Genomic DNA, 18,326 nt, shown 5'->3' on the forward strand with positions numbered 1-18,326 from the left:
CAAAAAAGGCGGCTATCTCTCGATAGCCGCCTTTTTCAATACCAGCTGTAAATCTTACTCAGCCAGTTTGAACGCCATTACATAGTCACCTTTTTTGGTGCCCAGGCCGCCGTGACCGCCCGCCATGACCAGCACATATTGAGTGCCGTCCTTGCCGGTGTAGGTCATCGGGGTGGTCTGGCCGCCAGCAGGCAGGCGACCTTCCCACAGTACTTTACCGTTGCTTACGTCGTAAGCACGCAGGTACTGGTCAAGGGTACCGCTCAGGAAGGCCACACCACCTGCGGTGGTGAAGGTCCCGCCCAGGCTTGGAACACCCATGGACAACGGGATCGGTACCGGCGAGCTGTCACGCACGGTGCCGTTTTTGTGTTTCCAGATCACTTCGTTGTTGGTCAGGTCGACTGCAGCAACATAACCCCACGCCGGTGCCTGGCAAGGCAGGCCCAGTGGCGACAACAGTGGCTCCAGGATCACGCCGTAAGGTGCGCCTTTGTTCGGTTGAACGCCGGAGGTTTCGCCTTTGCGCGGGCCCATTGCAGCCACGTCGGCCTGCGGAACCAGCTTGGAGGTGAACGCCATGTAGCTCGGGTTCAGGAAGGCAATCTGGCGAACCGGGTCAACCGAAATGCCACCCCAGTCAAACACGCCGAAGTTGCCTGGATACACGATCGAGCCTTGCAGCGATGGCGGGGTGTACATGCCGTCATAGCGCAGGGACTTGAAGTTGATCCGGCACAGCATCTGGTCGAATGGGGTTACGCCCCACATGTCGCGTTCGGTCAAGACCGGAGGAATCATGTTCAGGTCAGAACGTGGCTGTGTCGGTGCAGTGTGGTCACCTTCAACAGCGCCGCCCGGGGCCGGAACCTCGGTGATCGGCACAATGGCTTCGCCAGTGCGACGGTCCATCACGTAGATGCTGCCTTGTTTGGTGGAAGCCAGCAGGGCCGGTTTCACGCCATCGGCGGTTTTCAGGTCCATCAGGGTTGGTTGACCACCTACGTCCATGTCCCACAGGTCATGGTGAGTAAGCGGACGGTACCAGCGGACTTTACCGGTGTTGATGTCCAGGGCGGTGATGCCAGCGGCATAACGCTCGGAATCTTCGGTACGGTCGCCACCATATTGGTCAGGCGTCTGGTTACCCATCGGCAGGTACAGCATGCCGAGGTCTTCGTCGACAGCGAACATCGACCACATGTTTGGCGAGTTACGGGTGTAGGTTTCGCCTTCAGCAATCGGAGTGGTTTTCTCCGGGTTGCCGCTGTCCCAGTTCCATACCAGCTTGCCGGTACGTACGTCGTACGCACGGATCACGCCCGATGGCTCGTCGTTGGAAATGTTGTCGGTCACGTGGCCGCCAATCACGACCAGATCTTTGGTCACGGCAGGTGGCGAGGTGGAGTAGTAACCACCCGGAGCAAAGGTACCGATGTTGTGACGCAGGTCTACCGCGCCATTGGTGCCGAAGTCTTCGCACACTTTACCGGTGTCGGCGTTCAGGGCGATCAGACGGGTGTCGGCAGTCGGCAGGAACAGGCGGCGCGGGCACGAGTTGCTGGATGTAGCAGCAGCAGGCTCGGCAGCGCTTTGTTCAGTGCTGACTTTGGCGTAGGCGTTTTCGTCGTGATAAGTCACGCCGCGGCAGGTCATGTGTGCCCAGCCTTTGAAGTTTTCAGCGTTCTGAGTGCTGATCTTCGGATCGTAACGCCAGATTTCCTTACCGGTATCCGGGTCAAGGGCTATGACCTGGCTGTGCGGGGTACACACATACAGCATGCCGTTGACTTTCAGTGGGGTGTTCTCGGCGGTTGTTTCGCCGGGATCGCCTTCACCAGGGATGTCACCGGTGCGGAATGTCCAGGCTGGTACCAGCTTGTGGGCATTTTGCGGGGTGATTTCTTTCAGCGGCGAGTAACGGTCACCAAAGGCGGTACGACCGTAGGACTGCCAGTCACCATCGGGCATGGCCGGTGCAGCGTTGCTCATGCCAGGTACGGCATCACGGTCCAGTTGGCCTTTGATTTCACCCGGGCTGGTGAACTGGCTGGCCAGTGCAGCCAGACCGGCCAGCACTACGGCAACGCTCAGTGCGCCGGTGGCAACCGGTGCCGACTGACCGCGCAGGACAGGGCGACGGAACCATGGCAGCAGCAGGACGATACCGATGGCGAACCACATGGCCAGGCGTGGCACCAGTTGCCACCAGTCCAGACCGACTTCCATCAGTGCCCATACGGTGCTGGCGAACAGTACCAGTGCGTACAGGGTCAGTGCTGCGCGGCGCCCGGCAATCAGCAGTGCGCCCGACAAGCCAAAACCGATCCCGGCCAGCAGGTAGTACCACGACCCGCCCAGCGTGACCAGTTTGATACCCCCGGCCAACATGGCCAGGCCCATTAGCAGCAGCAAGATACCGAGAAGGCTCGGTAGCAGGCGGCTTCGACTGAAAGCACCTTCAGTGCTCATAGTGTGGTTCTCCGTTGCGTTTGAGGTGTTCCCGCGAGGGTGGGGTCTTTAAGGGACGAACCGACGCGGGAGTGAATCAGCTAAATAGGTGTTCGATCACAACCTTCAAGGTTGTTGTTGCAGTCCGTTTGTCAGAACGCACTTTGAATTTTCAGACCGCCAATCAGTGCGTCATCCAGCTGGCTGACGCCGCCCGGGTGGCGGATGTACTGCAGGTTCGGTCGAACGGTCAGCCAGTTGGTGACGTGGATGCCGTAGTACAGCTCGGCGCTGTATTCAGTGTCCTGGGGAGGCAGGTAGTCCGGGTTGTCGAAATCGTAGATGGCGCGGGCCTGGTTAGTGGCCTGGGCGTTCTTGCGATAAGCCGGGTTGACGTGAACGCGCGCCATGGCAAAGCCGATATCGTCCTTGGGACGGGCATCGAACACGCCTTTGTAGACGACGCCAGCCTGGACGTAGTTGTCCACGGCATTGGTTTTCTTGTCGTGCATGGTGGCATTGGCAAACACACTCAAGCCCCTCGACTGGTCGCTGGCGCGGGTAGTGAGCTGTTGTTGCACGCCCAGCCACATCCCGTGTTTGCTTGAACTGCTGCGATACGCTTCACCGGTCAAGGCTGCTGGCTGGCCGTTGGCATCTTTGTAAGCATCTGTTGCCTTGGCATTACTGTAGTAGTAACCCGCGCGGTATTCCCCTGGCAGGCCATTAATTTTTGGCGTCCACACCAGTTCGATCGGCAGTACTGCGCCCTGGGTGCCGCTGCCGCTGAGCTTGAAGCCGTTGCCGCGATCCAGGTTGGACGGGTTTTGCTCATAGGCACCGACCTGTGCGTACAACTCGGGGGTCAGGTGATACTTGACCCGCAGGGCCCACTGGCTGACGGGCCAGTTGTACCAGATGCTGCCGGCCCAGTTGCCCACCTGTGAACCGCAGAACGCCAGGTTCTGGAAATCGCAAGGGAACGAGTTGAAATCTTCGCCCTGACCAAAGCGGCCGACTTTGATGTCGAGCTTCTGGTCAAAGAATTTCTGCTGGTACCACATTTGCGTCAGGCGCGTGGTCTGGCCACGGCCCCAGACTTCCTGGGCCGAAGTGAAACCGCCCACCCGTGGATCGTTGATGCGGTCATTGCTGATGTTGTTGCCGCTGCGATGGGTGATGGTCAGCTGAAATTCAGCGTCGTCCCAGCCCAGGATCTTTTGCAGGTCCAGGTGCGTGCCCAGGCCGAACTGGTCGCTGTAGCGCGCCGTGCGGTCATGGTCATAGCCGCCGTGCAGGTTGGAGCCGACTTCGCCTACATAGTCGAGGGAAAAGGAGTAACCCTGCTTTTCCAGTTCGCTACGGGTACCACCCCAATCGCCGAGCATCCACTTGGAGTCAGCGTCAAAGGCGGGGGCCGCCTGCACGCAAGTAGCCAGGCCCAGAGCGGTAATGCCGCCGATCAAAGCCAGAGCTTTTTGCCCGGCAACAGGAAGCAGCGCGCTGTGTTTGCGCATATTCAGGAATGTGGACATAGGTCGAGATGCGAGTCTTTATAGGTATGGCTGTGGCAGTGGGTAGCGCTGTCTTTGAGGGCAGGGCTGGCACTTCAGAGTTAAGGGCGGAATGAATCGTTTCAGCCCTTTATGCGGAAATGATAAAGCCCCGAAACGTTTAGAAACAGCACTTTAAGTGACATGGATCATTTCTGATTCAGTAACAGTGTGCTGCGACGGTTCGTCCCAGGGCTCTTTTGTCGCGCCCCGACTTGATTGGAGGCCGCGTATTTACTGCTGTGCAGCTTAGAACGTGGTGCGCAGGCCTACCTCGATACCGCGCCCCGGTGCGGGGGCGATGTCACGTAAAATAGAACTGGCATAACGCACGGTCTGGTTGGTCAGGTTGTCGCCTTTGACAAACGCCAGCCACTGGCTGCTGCCCACATCGAAGTGATAACCGGCACTGGCGCCCAGAGTGGTGTAGCCATCAGTGCCCGATTCGTTGGCCGGCACACGGCCCTGATTGCTGGCATGTTCGACGTCAACCCGCGCTTGCCAGCGGTCCATTTCCCACAGCAAGCCGCTGCTCAGGCGCAGCGGGGCAATCCGCGGCAAGGCTTCGCCGGTGTCGAGGTTGGTGGCGCGGGTGTAGTCGCCCGACAGTTCCAGTGCAAACTTGCCATAGGCACTTTCTCCGAGCTTCCAGTGATCCTTGGCCTCAAAGCCGGTGAAACGCGCCCTAACCCCGGAATAGGTGTATTCCGGAATGCCGTCGGCGTCTGGCTCGCCTTCGTCGTTCAGTGTACGACCTGTACCCAGCAGACCGATGTAATTGGAGAAGTGGCTGTAGAACACCCCGATGCTGCCATTGTGGGTGCCATTGTCGAAGCGCAGGGCCAGGTCGCTGGATACGGCTTTTTCCTTCGACAGATTGGCGTTACCTACTTCATAGGTGCCGGTAGCGACGTGGGCGCCATTGGCGTACAGCTCGTAGAATGTTGGTGCGCGTTCGGTGTAGCCCAGGGTGGCCGCCAGCGACCAGATCGGGGTGAGGGTGAACACGGCGCCTGAAGACAGGCTGCCCGCCGTGAAGCTCCTTGAACGGTCCGCCGCGGCAAAGCGCTCATTGCCCTTGGCGTCCGGGTCGACCACGGTGCGCTCAAGGCGCCCGCCGAGGCTCAGTTTGAGGCGCTCGGTGGCCTGCAGTTCTTCAAGCACAAACAGGGCGCCGCTGTTGGTGTCGGTTTGCGGTACGAAAGCTTCTTCACCAAGGGCCGAAAATTCGTTGCGATTGACCTGTGCGCCAATGACACCCTCAACCGGGCCGATCGGTACATGGCGGGCTTCAACGCGGGCTTCGTAGCCCTTGTTCTTGAACGTGGTGCCGACTTCGCCGCCCTCGATTTCGCGGTGCTCGTAATCGGTGTAGCCGGCATCTATTTTCAGCGAGCTGAACGGGCCTTGCAGGTTGCGGATTTCGGAGGCAAAGGCGTAGTGATCCTGCTTCATGCGGATGCGTACGTCCTGCTCGGCCGGTGAGCCGTAGTTGGCGTCGTAAGTGCTGTACGACAAGCCTGCGTAACCATCTTCCCAGGTGTAGGAACCGCCCACGGCACCGCCGTCCTGCCGGCCATTGCTGTTACCCAGACGGCCTTTTTTCTCGTCACCGTCTTCGCTTTCGGGGGCATGACGGCTGCGGGCATAGCCGGGGATTTTCAGGTCGTTGAACTCGCGGGCGTTGGCATCCAGATGCAGGGCGAAGGTGCCATCACCGGCTTCCAGCTTGCCCGCGCTGCTGCGGGTGGTGTCGGCACCGCCGTAGCGCAGTTCGCCTGCCCCGTGAATGCCGTCGATGGCGGTAGTGGGGATACGGTTGTCGAAGGTGTTGACCACGCCGCCGATGGCGTTGCCGCCGTACAACAGGGCGGCAGGGCCGCGAACAATTTCGATTCGTTCGACGTTGACCGGGTCCAGCGGTACCGCGTGGTCATAAGACAGCGATGAGGCATCCAGAGCGCCGACGCCGTTGCGCAAGATGCGAATACGGTCGCCATCCAGGCCGCGAATGATCGGTCGGCTAGCGCCCGGGCCGAAGTAGGACGAAGACACGCCGGGTTGTTTGCTGAGGGTTTCGCCCAGGCTGCCTTGCTGATTAAGGGTCAGGTCATCGCCTTCCAGTACCGTTGTGGGTGAGGCCAGCTGGGTGTTGCCCAAGGGGTTGCCGGTAATGACTTGCTGGGGCAGATCGAGGGCGTAGGCCGGGGAGGCGAGCAGCAGTGCGGTGGCGAGCGGCGTTAGACGAAGGCGACGCAAGTGACGCGGGAGTGCAGGGGAGGACATTACAAGTTCCTTGGCAGGGTGACGAAAGAAAGCGGCGCTGAGCGCTCTTTGACTGGATAGGTATAGTTACAATATAACATCACTTTAATCTGTCAAAGCGGAACTTTCATTTCTGCCCCGGGACACGGCTAGACTGGTTGCTTGGCGAATGCACTTCCCCCTGAGCAGGTGCTCGGCTAAGGTGCGCGGCTTTCTCTCTTTTGCTTTAAAGGCCCGGCATGACTGAACCCAACAACAACCCATTGCACGGCGTGACGCTGGAACAGATCCTCACTGCGCTGGTGGCGCATTACCAGTGGCAGGGGCTGGCCGAGCGCATTGATATTCGCTGCTTCAAGAGCGACCCGAGTATCAAGTCGAGTTTGACGTTCCTGCGCAAAACCCCTTGGGCGCGGGAAAAGGTCGAAAAGCTCTATGTGAAATACGCCCGTACCAAGCGCGAGCTTTGATCGGCACATGAGTGCGTTGTCCAGGCACAGGCTCTGCCTGCTGCTGGCGATCCTGGGCTGGAGCGGCCTGGCGATTCAGCTTGAGCTGGTACTGTTCGCCCGCTGGCAGAGCGGTGCGAGTGTGGTGGGTGGGCTGGTGAGCTATTTCAGTTTTTTCACCATTTTGACCAACACCCTGGCCGCCAGCGTACTGACCTGTGCAGCCGATACCCCCCCGTCAAAAGCCAGGGCGTTTTTCTTGCAACCGTGGGTTAGCAGCGGCATTGCTGTCAGCATTATCGTGGTGGGAGCGGCGTATAGTCTGTTGCTGCGCCAACTCTGGCAGCCTGAAGGTCTGCAATGGCTAGCCAATGAAATATTGCATGACGTGATGCCGGTGCTGTTTACGCTGTACTGGTGGTTTTACGTGCCCAAGGGGTTGTTGCGCGTGAGCCATATCGGACTCTGGATGCTGTATCCGCTGCTGTATTTCGCCTACATCCTGTTGCGTGGGCACCTGCTGGGTGTGTACCCGTATCCGTTTGTCGATGTCGAAAAACTGGGCTATTGGCAGACGTTTATCAATGCTGGCGGAATTCTGGCGGGGTTTGTGGCGGTGGCATTGGGGGTGGTGGCGGTGGATCGTCTCAGGGGGCGCAAGTACTTGTAGCAACTGCTGAAGGAACGAGGCTGCGTTCGGCTGCGAAGCAGTCGTATACACTGAGAACCGGGGTTAACTGGCTCAGCGTGGTGTCTGATATTGCGACGACTACGTCGCCGAACCCAGCCACGTTCCTTCGGCAGCTGCTACGGGGTGTAGGAGCAATTACTCTTCGGTACTGCCATCCAGGCGCCAGTAGCCCACAGCCTTGACGAATTCTTCGTTCAGGCCGTGGGTGTCCAGCAGCACTCGGCGCACTTTGCGCGACAGCGCGCTTTCGGTGGCCACCCAGGTGTACAGCGCACCTTCGGGGATGCTCAATGCTTCGACGGTTTTAAGCAGGTCCTCGCCCAGTACATCACGGTGTACCCAGATCACGTCAACCGCTGCGGCGCTGTGCAGGGGTTGTTCTTCAAGCGCGTTTTCGACCTCGATCACCACCAGGGCACGGCGGTTGGCAGGCAGCTCTTCAAGGCGCCGGGCAATGGCCGGCAGCGCGGTTTCGTCACCGATCAGCAGGTAGCTGTCAAAGATGTCCGGTACTACCATCGAACCGCGCGGCCCGCCGATATGCAGATACTGCCCGGGCGTGGCCTGGGCGGCCCAAGTGGCTGCCGGGCCGTCACCGTGCAGGACAAAATCGATGTCCAGCTCAAAGGTGTTCAAGTCAAAACGGCGTGGGGTGTAGTCGCGCATCGGCGGCATTCCACCTTTTTGCCCGGCGCTCAGTTCCAGGGTTTCCAGCGCTGCCTGTTCTTCGGCGGTCTGCGGAAAAAACAGCTTTACATGGTCATCGCTGCCCAGGCTGACAAACCCCGTCAGCTGTGGGCCTCCCACGGTAATTCGGCGCATGCGCGGGGTCAGGTCGACCACGCGCAGCACTTCGAGTTTACGACGTTTGATTTCATGCATGACCCGGTGAATGGTCTGGGGTGTGGCAGCATTCATTCAGCGTTCTCCTGCGCAGGCTGGGCAGATACAGGGCCATCGACGATGGCTTTGGCGGTGTTGTTGAGCAAGTCGCGTACCCGCAGGATTTCTGCCGGGCTCCAGCGACCGTGGTGCATTTGCAGGGCATGGCGCAGGTTGTGCACCGCCTCGTGAATCTCGGCCGGGCGATCATGGCCGCGCAGTGAGCGCTTGCTGACGTCGATGCGCATCCGCACGCCATCGAGTGCTACCGCCTGATCGGTCAGGTACTGGCGACCGGCATCGGTCACGGTATAGCGTTTTTTTCCGCCTTCGGCGTCGCCCTGAATCAGCTCGCTCTCTTCAAGGAAGGTCAGCGTGGGGTAGATCACGCCAGGGCTGGGGCTGTAGGCACCGTCGAATAAACCTTCGATCTGGCGGATCAGGTCGTAGCCGTGGCAGGGCTGCTCGGCGATCAGCGCCAACAGCAATAATTTCAGATCGCCCGGGGCAAAAACCCGGGGGCCGCGGCCACCGCGTTCGCGACCGGGGCGTTTCTCGAAGCCGTCTTGACCCGCGCTATGTTCGCGGTGATGGGGATGATGGTCTCTCATTGTCTTTTCGCTCTCTCATTAAGTTAGACATAACTTAAGATATATCTTAAGGAATGTAAAAACCCAGTCGACGAACGGTAATGATTCTCAATGGGAGCGCTCCCACAGCTTGGCTATTTCGCTGCGGTGTGTACTAGCGCAGGTGCCAGGCACAAGGTGTTGGTGCCTGGTTGCAGATACGGCGTAAGGATCGGTGCCATGCCCTTGAGCACTTGCACCGGCAGTGCCGAGGTGAATTTGAAAGCCTCGGCCGAGCGTCCGGGAACAAACGCAGTCAAGGTGCCGAAGTGATGCTCGCCGATATAAAACACGAAGGTCGCCGTGCGATTGATCGACTTGGAGCTAAGGATACGTCCGCCAGCACCCATGCTTTCGATGCGGTTGTCGCCGGTGCCGGTCTTGCCGCCCATGGCCAGGGGTGTGCCGTCGTCGAGCTTGAAACTGCCCGATACCCGTCGCGCCGTACCGGCATCCACCACTTGCGACAGGGCTTCGCGCAGTGCCGTGGCCACTTCGCTGGGCATGACCCTTACGCCTGCGTCAGGGTCGTTGACCAGGCGGGTTTCATAGGGAGTATCTGCGGCGAAATGCAGGGTATCAATGCGTAATACCGGCAAACGTACGCCATCGTTAAGGATAATGCCCATCAGCTCGGAAAGTGCCGCCGGGCGATCCCCCGAACTGCCCAGTGCGGTGGCGAGAGACGGCACCAGGTGGTCGAAGGGGTAGCCGACTTTTTGCCAGCGCTGATGGATATCAAGGAAGGCTTCGATCTCCAGCATGGTGCGGATGCGGCTGTCGCGGGCGCTCTTGTGCCTGCTTTTAAACAGCCAGCTGTAAACTTCCTGACGCTCATGTTCGCTGGCGTCGACAGCTTGCTGGAAGGTGGCCTGCGGGTTATTGAGCAAATACCCCAGTAACCACAGATCCAGCGGATGGACTTTGGCGATATAGCCTTGGTCAGGCAGGTTGTAAGCGCCGGGGCCATAGCCTTGGTACAACTTGTCCAGACGCTCGTCGGTGATCTTGTCGTTAGTCAGATGCGAGCGCACGAAGCGGTTGAAGGTAGCCTGATCGGCATGGGGGAACAGGTAACGATGCACTGCCGACATGCGAATGGCGGTGGGGTGCATGCTGTCCAAGAAGGTATCAAGGCGGGCCTTTGAGTCTTTCCCGCGGTATTTTTTCCAGAACTTAAGCATGAAGGTGGTGCCTTCGCGGTCGGCGAAACGACTGAGGTATTCCTGGCGCATCGGGTTGCTGTCGTCACTGAGCAGGTCCGCGTTATTGCTCGGCGACTGATAGCTGGTGTAGCGCACCACGTCGCGCATCAGGCGCACAAAGGGGAGGTTGATCGACTCACGGATCGAATCGCGCAGCGTCGCGATGCGGTTGTTGTCCTGGCTGCGAAAGTTGTGGAAGTGATGCATACCGCCACCGGTAAAAAAGCCTTCGCCGGGGTTGGCCGAGTACTGACGGTTGAGTGCGGCATCCAGCATGGGTGTCAGTTGTGCACCAGGATTTTCGATCAGGTACGCCAGTGCCCAGCGGGTCAGCGGATCCTGGTGGGTGATGGGGATTTTTTTCAGCGTCGTGCCAGGCTGGCCGCCGTAACGGTCATGCAGCTCGGCAATGATCTGCAGATAGGTGGTCAACACCCGCAGTTTGGCGGTGGAGCCCAGTTCCAGTTTGCTGCCTTCATTTATATCGAAGGGCTGGTCGGTGCTGTCGGTCTGCACCCGGGCGCGAGCGCCGTCCGGCGTAAGTTCAAACAGGGTAAAGCTGTAGCGCACTTGCGCGGTACTGGTGGGCGTTAGCAGGTAGGGGCCGAGCAGGCCTATTTTGCCGGCAAATGCCGGGTTTGCCAGCTGGCGCAGGTAGTCACTGACCTGGCCCTGCAAGTCGCCCTGCAAGGTGCTGGTGGCAGACAGGTCCAGGCGGTCGAGGTCATACAGCGGGCGTTTGAGCAGCACCGAAAGGCGGCTGCGGGCTACGCTGATGCCCTTGTTGGTTTCATTCGGTTGCAGGGTTGGCGCCTGCGCCCAGTCGCGATAAGTCACGCGGCTGGCCAGCGCGGCGGCGGTCAGCGCCGGGTCGATCACATTGTTCTGCGCCAGCAGGCGGATATGGCTGTCGGTCAGTTGCGCGAGCTCATCACGGCCCTTGGCCAGGTAGTGTGAGGGCCGACGTTGGGCGATCATCAGCGACAGCACTTCACGCAGGGCCAGGCCTCTTGATGCGAGGCTTTTTGGGTCAGTGGCGGTACTGCTCAGTTGCTGGTTGATCTGATTGAAATCGGCGCCGTACCACACCCGCAACCCTTCGGCCATGCCGTGAACCTCGCCGTGGCCAGGCACCGCCGACAGTGGCACGCTGTTGAGGTAATCACGCACCACCTTTTGCCGGGCTGGCAGGGTTTGCGGGCCGTTCTGATAGGCACGCACGCTGGCAGAAACCATCTGGCGCAATTTTTCGCCGCCTGAGAGCGTCAGCCCATCGGGAGAGTGCCGATACTTTTCCAGTTGCGTCGCCAGGGTACTGCCGCCCGCCGATTGCCCCGGCAAGTGCAGCAGTTTTGCAGCCTGGGAGTAGGCCGCCATGGCAAAGCGCGGCCAGTCCACGGCAGGGTTGGCCTGGGGTTCATCAGGGTTGAGCAGGTTGCGGTTTTCGATAAACAGCAAACTGTGAACCACCAGCGGGGGGATGCTTGCAAAGCTGGGATACAACTGCTGCGGGTACTTGTACTGATAAAGCGAACTGCCAGCGCAGTCGGTGATCGAGAGTCCGGTCTGAATTTTTTCTGAATAGGGTACGAAAAACCCTTTCTCGCTATAGCTCAAGAGCGCTGGTGAAAAGCGGCTTTGTTGAGTAATGACGTAATCACGTTTTTGAAGGCGTGCCAGAAAGTCGCCCAGTGCGCTGTAACCCAAGCGTTTATCGAAAGGGCCTGCGCCGGGATAAAGCATCGCGTTGCTGGGCCCTTCGTGCATCGAATAGCTGAGCGACGCAGCAAAACGGCTGAACTCGCGGGCTTGCAACTTGGAACTGCGCACCTCCTGGGCCATCACAAACCACAGCACAACCAGGACGGCCAGCATCCCAAGCCCGAGCACAAACCATCCATAACGCCTGGGCTCAGGAGGTTGTGGCGCAGGTGCGGCATCGTCCGTTACAGCTGATGACACCCTGGTCTTGCTGGAGTTGGAGTTCCACAGTACGCCCATAGTCGACAGATCCAGGTACGCATATTGGTTGCGCTTGATAGAAGCGTAGACGCTGGCAGATTCAGGTGAAAAATTTGTGAGGCTTATCTGGTGTTTCTATAGGCACGGTCTGCTGAATGGCTCTCATAAATCCAGGGTCGGGATGCATCCACAACGTGGCTTACCCATGTAAGTGCAGGAATAGAGCCTTTGCGGCAGGTAAATAGGTCCTAGGTAGGGGCATGACTGTGCACCAACGCTGTGCAATACTCGCCGCCGATCTCAGCAGGGCATTTCTCTTTTGACCTACCGACCTACAAGGTCCAGGCCGGTCAGGGGGGCAAGACAGGTAACCCGCCCGTCTTTTCGAACGCTCTGTTGATGGATACCCAATAACAATACGAGGTTGTACTTTTATGCCAGTCGGCAACCACCAGCCCCACGCAGATAGCGTGCAGGGCGGTCCACTCAAACGCGAACTGGGCGAGCGCCACATTCGCCTGATGGCGCTTGGTGCCTGTATCGGCGTAGGCCTGTTCCTGGGCTCGGCCAAAGCAATCGAAATGGCCGGCCCGGCCATCATGCTGTCCTACATCATCGGCGGCCTGGCCATTTTGGTGATCATGCGCGCACTGGGCGAAATGGCCGTGCACAACCCGGTAGCCGGTTCGTTCAGCCGCTACGCGCAGGACTACCTCGGCCCGTTGGCCGGGTTTCTGACCGGCTGGAACTACTGGTTCCTGTGGCTGGTGACCTGTGTCGCGGAAATCACCGCCGTGGCGGTGTACATGGGCATCTGGTTCCCCGATGTACCACGCTGGATCTGGGCCCTGGCGGCGCTGATCAGCATGGGCTCGATCAACCTGATCGCGGTCAAGGCGTTTGGCGAGTTCGAGTTCTGGTTTGCCCTGATCAAGATCGTCACCATCATTGCGATGGTCTTCGGCGGTATCGGCATTATCGCGTTCGGCTTCGGCAATAACGGAGTCGCTCTGGGTATTTCCAACCTCTGGGCTCACGGTGGTTTTTTGCCCAACGGGATCCAGGGCGTATTGATGTCCTTGCAGATGGTGATGTTCGCCTACCTGGGCGTAGAGATGATCGGCCTGACTGCCGGCGAAGCCAAGAACCCGCAAAAGACCATTCCGAGTGCGATTGGCTCGGTGTTCTGGCGCATTCTGCTGTTCTACGTCGGCGCACTGTTCGTGATTCTGTCCATCTACCCATGGAACGAAATCGGCACCTCGGGCAGCCCGTTTGTAATGACCTTTGAACGTCTGGGCATCAAGACGGCAGCAGGCATTATCAACTTTGTGGTGATTACCGCGGCATTGTCGTCGTGCAACGGCGGCATTTTCAGCACCGGTCGCATGCTCTACAGCCTGGCGCAAAACGGCCAGGCCCCGGCCAACTTCGCCACCACTGCGAAAAACGGTGTGCCGCGTCAGGCGTTGCTGCTGTCGATTGCCGTGCTGCTGCTGGGGGTTGTGCTCAACTATATGGCGCCGGAGAAGGTGTTTGTCTGGGTGACGGCCATTGCCACCTTTGGCGCAATCTGGACCTGGTTGATGATCCTGCTGGCGCAACTGCGCTTTCGCAAGAGTCTGAGCCCGCAGGAAGCGGCAGCCCTGAAGTACCGTATGTGGTTGTACCCGTACAGCTCTTACGCGGCATTGGGGTTCTTGTTTATGGTGGTCGGGTTGATGGCCTACTTCGAAGAAACCCGAATCGCACTGTTTGTAGGCCCAGCCTTCCTGATCCTGCTGACCGTGCTGTTCTATGTGTTCAAGCTGCAGCCTACGCAGCGCACGCAGACCCACTGACAATGGAGAAGCGGGCTTGCTCGCGATAAAAGCACCTCGGTTGGTCAGACCAACCGCGGCGTTTCCATCGCGAGCAAGCCCGCTCCCACAACAGCTTTCGCTACTTGCGGTTCAGACGCTTGTTCCAGTCCAGCCAGGCCGCCAGCACGGCCATGATCCCCACGCCCATCAGGGCGCTGAATACCTTTACGACAAACCCGTCACCGCCCAGCGCATTGAGCATGTCAGCCAACGGCGCCAGGATCACTCCCAGACAGAACACTTCCAGCGAATAGCGGCCCATGCGGCATGCCTGGCGGGCCACCCGGTTATTCAGCCAGTTGCCGTGGGGCACCACTTTGGCCGCCACATAAGCCAGGGCCAGAAAATGCAGCAGGCGTACCGGTGAAAGGTTGGTCTTGCTGATCGGGTACAGGTACTCGCCCAGCCAGAGCGGCATGAGCGCATCGTGAAACTGCGGCCATCGCCATGACAGTGCCAGCAGGCCGGTCACCAGCAGATAGAGTACTGCTCCCACAAACACCGGTTGACGCGACAGGGGACGGTTTTGCGCAGCCTTGGGTTGCTGCCCGTGGATCGCCGCTGCACCGCCCAGAATAAACAGAAACTGCCAGGCCATAGGGTTGAAAAACCACACGCCGCCTTCCTGAGCCGCGAGGTTCCACACCGGCGCCAGCAAGTACAGGGCCAGGGACGCGGCAACCACATAGCCTGCCTTGCGCAGCAGCATCGGCAGCACCAGCGGCAAACCCAGCAACAGCACGATATACAGCGGCAGCGGGTCCATCAGGTTGGGTTTGAAGCGCAGCAGCAGTTCGTCGGTGAGGGCCTGTTGCGGATTGCTCAGGAAGTACTGCAGGCCCATTTCCTGCACCAGGTCACGGGTTTCGACATGGTTGTTGGCAAAAAACACGATGCCCATCAGCACCGCCAGCAGGAAGATATGCACCACATACAGCACCCAGGCGCGGCGCAGGATCTTCACGCTGGCGACCAACAAACCGTCACGTTGAGCGATTTTGCCGTAGGCCAGCACGGCGGCATAACCGGCCAGGAACACAAAAATCTCCGCAGCATCGCTGAAGCCGAAATTGCGCACCGTAAATTCGGCCAGCGGGTTGTGCGGGATGTGGTCCCAAAAAATAAAAATCAGCGCCAGCCCGCGAAAAAAATCGATGCGGTGGTCGCGTCCGTTCAGCGTCACGGCGAGTACTCAAACAAAGGGTTTAATTAAGACCGACGGGCGCAGCGGAGGTTGCGCGCCGCGTATCGGCGGCGCGCAGGGTGATGGTATTACGGGTTAAATGCAAAGGTTGGATATTACTGAATGTCTCGAGCTACTGCGCGAACACACCCGCCAGCGCCTTATTTCAGCGCGGCCTGCTGGTGGACCGTCAGGCCGCCGCTATTTCGTTGGCCTCAAAGCTGTCCGAACGGGCCATTTGCCACATGCGCGAATAGAACTCGCTATTGACCTCGCCGGTGAGCAGTTCGCCGGGCTTGAGGAACACATGCAACTGTGAGAACAGTTTGATTTCGGTGGCGGACATGCGTCGTACCAGGTGCTTGGCCTTGAGCTGCGCCGGATGCTCCAGACCAGCCGCAGCCAGCATTTCGGCCAGGGCCTTGAGGGTGTTCTGGTGGAACTGCACAACCCGTTGGGCCTTGTCCGGCACTACAAGCGCTCGCTGGCGCAAGGTGTCCTGGGTGGCCACGCCGGTGGGGCATTTGTTGGTATGGCAACTTTGCGACTGAATGCAGCCAATGGCAAACATGAAGCCTCGCGCCGAGTTGGCCCAGTCGGCACCGATGGCCAGCACGCTGGCAATATCGAATGCGCTGACAATCTTGCCGCTGGCGCCGAGCTTGATCTTGTCACGCAGGTTCAGGCCCACCAGGGTGTTGTGGACGAACAACAAGCCTTCGCGCAGCGGTGCGCCAATATGGTCGGTGAATTCTACGGGCGCCGCGCCGGTGCCGCCTTCCTTGCCATCAATCACGATAAAGTCCGGCAGGATACCGGTTTCCAGCATGGCCTTGGCAATGCCCATAAACTCCCACGGGTGACCCAGGCAAAACTTGAAGCCCACGGGCTTGCCGCCGGACAGCTCACGCAACTGCGCGATAAATTGCATCAGCTCGATAGGCGTTGAAAAGGCGCTGTGGCGCGAAGGCGAGATGCAGTCTTCACCCATGGGCACACCGCGGGTTTCGGCGATTTCCGCGGTCACTTTATGCTTGGGCAGGATACCGCCATGGCCTGGTTTGGCGCCCTGGCTCATTTTGATTTCAATCATCCGCACTTGTGGCGTGCGAGCCTGGGCGGCAAAACGCTCAGGGTCGAAACGCCCGTCCGAAGTGCGGCAACCGAAGTAGCCACTGCCCAGTTCCCAGGTCAGGTCACCACCATGCTCACGGTGATAGGAGCTGATACTGCCTTCGCCCGTGTCGTGGGCAAAGTTACCGAGCTTGGCACCTTGATTGAGGGCGCGGATGGCGTTGGCGCTCAGCGAGCCAAAGCTCATGGCCGATATGTTGAAGATCGATGCCGAGTACGGCTGGCTGCATTGCGGGCCGCCCACCACGATGCGAAAGCTGCTGGGGTCGGTCAACGGGGCCGGGCGCATGGAGTGGCCGATAAATTCAAAACCGGGCTGGTAAACGTCAACCAGAGTGCCGAAAGGCTTGTCGGCACTCTCATTCTTGGCTCGTGAGTACACCAGCGAACGTTGCGCCCGTGAGAAGGGCAGCGCATCGCTGTCAGATTCCAGCAGGTATTGGCGAATCTCTGGGCGGATGGCTTCCACCAGATAGCGAATATTGCCCAGGATCGGGTAGTTGCGACGCACGGCGTGGGGGCTTTGCAGCAAATCGAAAATCCCCAGCAGGCTCAAGGCCAGTGTCACGGCCGTGAAGGGCCACAGCCACTCATGGTGCATAAAGGGCAGGCTGGCGAGGGTGAAGATGACGCAGAATGCAAAAAACGCATAACGGCTTAACAGTGACAGGCTCATACGGTTTCCTGTTTCAGGCTGGTCTGTTCCGCCGGGCGGCGATGCCTGGCGTGGTCAAGAACAGAAAAAGGACAATAGAACCCTCTCTTTGAGTCGGAGGTTTGCTGGGGGGAGTGTTGGTCATCTATCAAGCAAATGCCAACTCCCTGTCAGATTATTCATTGAACGGGATTTCATCTGTGGCAGCATCCCGACCAAAGTCGGGCACTTCATACAGAAGGCTCGGGTAAAAGTGACATCTGTGTATTTTCAGGGGCGTTGGGTCGTGCAATCCTTCTTGACCTTACTGTTTTGTTGGCCGAATTCCGTGACCTCATTTGAACCCGCAACCTCCAGAATCATTCGTATTGCCGCTGCCGTAGTGATTGGCCTCGATGGGCGGACCCTGCTGGTGCGCAAGCGCGGCACCCAGGCCTTTATGCAACCCGGCGGCAAGATCGATGCCGGTGAGCAGCCGGTCGACGCCCTGGCCCGTGAGCTGGAAGAGGAGCTGGCTTTGGTGATCGACCCGGCCAGCGCGACCTGGCTGGGCCATTTCGCTGCCCCTGCGGTCAACGAACCGGGTTTTGAGGTACAGGCCGAGCTGTTCCTGGTGCATATCAGTCAGCCCGTGGTGGCAGCGGCAGAAATTGAAGAAGTGCAGTGGATCGACCCCGAGGGCGATGGCGGCCTGGTACTGGCGCCGTTGACCCGGGATCTGGTCCTGCCGTTTTATCGCAATGCCTTGCAGTCCCGGACGGCCTGATGATTCCAGCCCATGAATTGCTGATTTTTGCTGCGGCCTGCCTGCTGTTGGTGCTGACGCCAGGGCCGAACATGATCTACCTGATCTCGCGCTCCATCTGCCAGGGGCGCAAGGCAGGCGTCACATCGTTGCTCGGGGTGGTGGCGGGTTTTTTCGTGCACATGTTTGCCGCCGCTGCGGGTTTGACGGCGGTATTTATGGCTGTACCGATGGCCTATGAGGCACTCAAGTGGGCGGGCGCCCTGTATCTGCTGTGGATGGCCTGGCAAGCTGTACGCCCGGGTGCCAGCTCACCGTTCGAAGCCCGGGACCTGGCGCCGGATGCCATGCCGAAGCTACTGACGATGGGCTTTATGACCAGCGTACTCAACCCCAAGGTGGCGGTGTTCTATTTGTCGGTTTTCCCGCAATTCATCAACCCGGAACACGGTTCGATGTTCACTCAGAGTATTGTATTGGGCCTGACTCAAATCAGCGTCAGCTTCACGGTTAACCTGCTGATCGCGCTGTTTGCCAGCGGTATTGCCGTGTGGTTTGTACGCAACCCGCTATGGCTGGCCGTGCAGCGCTATGTGATGGGCGGTGTGCTGGCCGCACTGGCGGTGAGGCTGATGCTGGAACAACGTAAAACCGTATGAC

The 18,326-nt window shown here is 59.2% G+C and carries 13 protein-coding genes; 5 read left to right on the forward strand and 8 right to left on the reverse strand.

The window, feature by feature from the left end:
• Positions 1-54 precede the first annotated feature (54 nt).
• The 3 genes from FHL07_RS04290 to FHL07_RS04300 form a co-directional block, all read right to left on the reverse strand.
• Positions 55-2,472, reverse strand: a complete 2,418-nt coding sequence (locus FHL07_RS04290) for a glucose/quinate/shikimate family membrane-bound PQQ-dependent dehydrogenase (protein WP_095001435.1) — start codon at positions 2,470-2,472, stop codon at positions 55-57.
• A gap of 131 nt (positions 2,473-2,603) precedes the next feature.
• The gene (locus FHL07_RS04295) at positions 2,604-3,968 is read right to left on the reverse strand and encodes a carbohydrate porin (RefSeq protein ID WP_095001628.1); all 1,365 of its coding nucleotides are present in this window, start codon (positions 3,966-3,968) and stop codon (positions 2,604-2,606) included.
• A gap of 285 nt (positions 3,969-4,253) precedes the next feature.
• Positions 4,254-6,290, reverse strand: coding sequence for a TonB-dependent receptor (locus tag FHL07_RS04300; RefSeq protein WP_138738144.1), 2,037 nt, complete (start codon positions 6,288-6,290; stop codon positions 4,254-4,256).
• Positions 6,291-6,508: 218 nt separating this feature from the next.
• Here FHL07_RS04300 and FHL07_RS04305 point away from each other — a divergent pair, with 218 nt between their 5' ends.
• Both FHL07_RS04305 and FHL07_RS04310 read left to right on the forward strand, forming a co-directional pair.
• Complete coding sequence (locus tag FHL07_RS04305; protein WP_095001433.1) at positions 6,509-6,739, forward strand: VF530 family protein; 231 nt, start codon at positions 6,509-6,511, stop codon at positions 6,737-6,739.
• Positions 6,740-6,746: 7 nt separating this feature from the next.
• Positions 6,747-7,388 carry a Pr6Pr family membrane protein gene (locus FHL07_RS04310; RefSeq protein ID WP_095018356.1) on the forward strand — a complete coding sequence of 214 codons (642 nt, stop codon included), beginning with the start codon at positions 6,747-6,749 and terminating at the stop codon, positions 7,386-7,388.
• 156 nt (positions 7,389-7,544) lie between these two features.
• Here the strand turns inward: FHL07_RS04310 and FHL07_RS04315 are convergent, their stop codons facing one another.
• The 3 genes from FHL07_RS04315 to FHL07_RS04325 form a co-directional block, all read right to left on the reverse strand.
• Complete coding sequence (locus tag FHL07_RS04315; RefSeq protein ID WP_095020387.1) at positions 7,545-8,327, reverse strand: siderophore-interacting protein; 783 nt, start codon at positions 8,325-8,327, stop codon at positions 7,545-7,547.
• Positions 8,324-8,902: a PadR family transcriptional regulator gene (locus tag FHL07_RS04320; RefSeq protein ID WP_138738145.1), complete on the reverse strand. Its 579-nt coding sequence runs from the start codon at positions 8,900-8,902 to the stop codon at positions 8,324-8,326. Before FHL07_RS04320 ends, FHL07_RS04315 begins: the two co-directional genes overlap by 4 nt.
• A gap of 113 nt (positions 8,903-9,015) precedes the next feature.
• Positions 9,016-12,126 (reverse strand): transglycosylase domain-containing protein, encoded by a 3,111-nt coding sequence (locus tag FHL07_RS04325; protein WP_138738146.1) that lies wholly within the window; start codon positions 12,124-12,126, stop codon positions 9,016-9,018.
• A gap of 395 nt (positions 12,127-12,521) precedes the next feature.
• On the opposite strand from FHL07_RS04325, the gene FHL07_RS04330 reads away from it, so the two are divergent.
• Positions 12,522-13,928, forward strand: coding sequence for an amino acid permease (locus tag FHL07_RS04330; RefSeq protein WP_095001428.1), 1,407 nt, complete (start codon positions 12,522-12,524; stop codon positions 13,926-13,928).
• Between the two features lie 100 nt (positions 13,929-14,028).
• Here FHL07_RS04330 and FHL07_RS04335 read toward each other — a convergent pair whose 3' ends face one another.
• Complete coding sequence (locus FHL07_RS04335) at positions 14,029-15,132, reverse strand: OpgC family protein (protein WP_138738147.1); 1,104 nt, start codon at positions 15,130-15,132, stop codon at positions 14,029-14,031.
• 190 nt (positions 15,133-15,322) lie between these two features.
• Complete coding sequence (locus tag FHL07_RS04340; RefSeq protein WP_138738148.1) at positions 15,323-16,942, reverse strand: FMN-binding glutamate synthase family protein; 1,620 nt, start codon at positions 16,940-16,942, stop codon at positions 15,323-15,325.
• A 307-nt stretch (positions 16,943-17,249) separates the two neighbouring features.
• On the opposite strand from FHL07_RS04340, the gene FHL07_RS04345 reads away from it, so the two are divergent.
• Positions 17,250-17,687, forward strand: a complete 438-nt coding sequence (locus tag FHL07_RS04345; protein WP_095001627.1) for an NUDIX hydrolase — start codon at positions 17,250-17,252, stop codon at positions 17,685-17,687.
• Positions 17,687-18,325 (forward strand): LysE family translocator, encoded by a 639-nt coding sequence (locus tag FHL07_RS04350; RefSeq protein WP_095001425.1) that lies wholly within the window; start codon positions 17,687-17,689, stop codon positions 18,323-18,325. Before FHL07_RS04345 ends, FHL07_RS04350 begins: the two co-directional genes overlap by 1 nt.
• Position 18,326 lies beyond the last annotated feature (1 nt).

This window comes from Pseudomonas sp. FSL W7-0098 (assembly GCF_005930585.1).
Classification (GTDB): domain Bacteria; phylum Pseudomonadota; class Gammaproteobacteria; order Pseudomonadales; family Pseudomonadaceae; genus Aquipseudomonas; species Aquipseudomonas bubulae.